This window comes from Chryseobacterium sp. SIMBA_038 (assembly GCF_046535115.1).
In the GTDB taxonomy this organism is placed as follows: domain Bacteria; phylum Bacteroidota; class Bacteroidia; order Flavobacteriales; family Weeksellaceae; genus Chryseobacterium.
This window is the reverse complement of the sequence record NZ_JAWRXH010000324.1, coordinates 1-251: the sequence shown is the minus strand read 5'-3', so window position 1 is coordinate 251 and position 251 is coordinate 1. Positions and strand designations below refer to the sequence as shown.

Below are 251 nucleotides of genomic sequence, written 5' to 3'. Positions count from 1 at the left end.
CCGTACCCGACAGGTTGCTCAGAACCGCGCCCACAGTGGTCGCCGAAATATCGCGCACGCCGTTGTCCGCCACGCCGCTCGTCTGCGCGATGCTGCCTTGTCCCGAGAGCGCCAGCGTCGCGCCGCTCGCGATAGTCGTGGCGCCGCTGTAGCTGTTGGCGTTGCCAAGCGTTTGTGTGCCGCCCGTCACGCTCAAGCCGCCGGTACCGGAGATCGCGCCGTCGAATGTGCCGCTCGCCTGCGTCACCGAG

1 protein-coding gene is annotated in these 251 nt (G+C 68.5%); it reads right to left on the bottom strand.

The features are described 5' to 3' along the window. On the bottom strand, positions 1 to 251 hold a 251-nt coding region (locus SB689_RS23755; RefSeq protein ID WP_410694496.1), incomplete at both ends, for a hypothetical protein.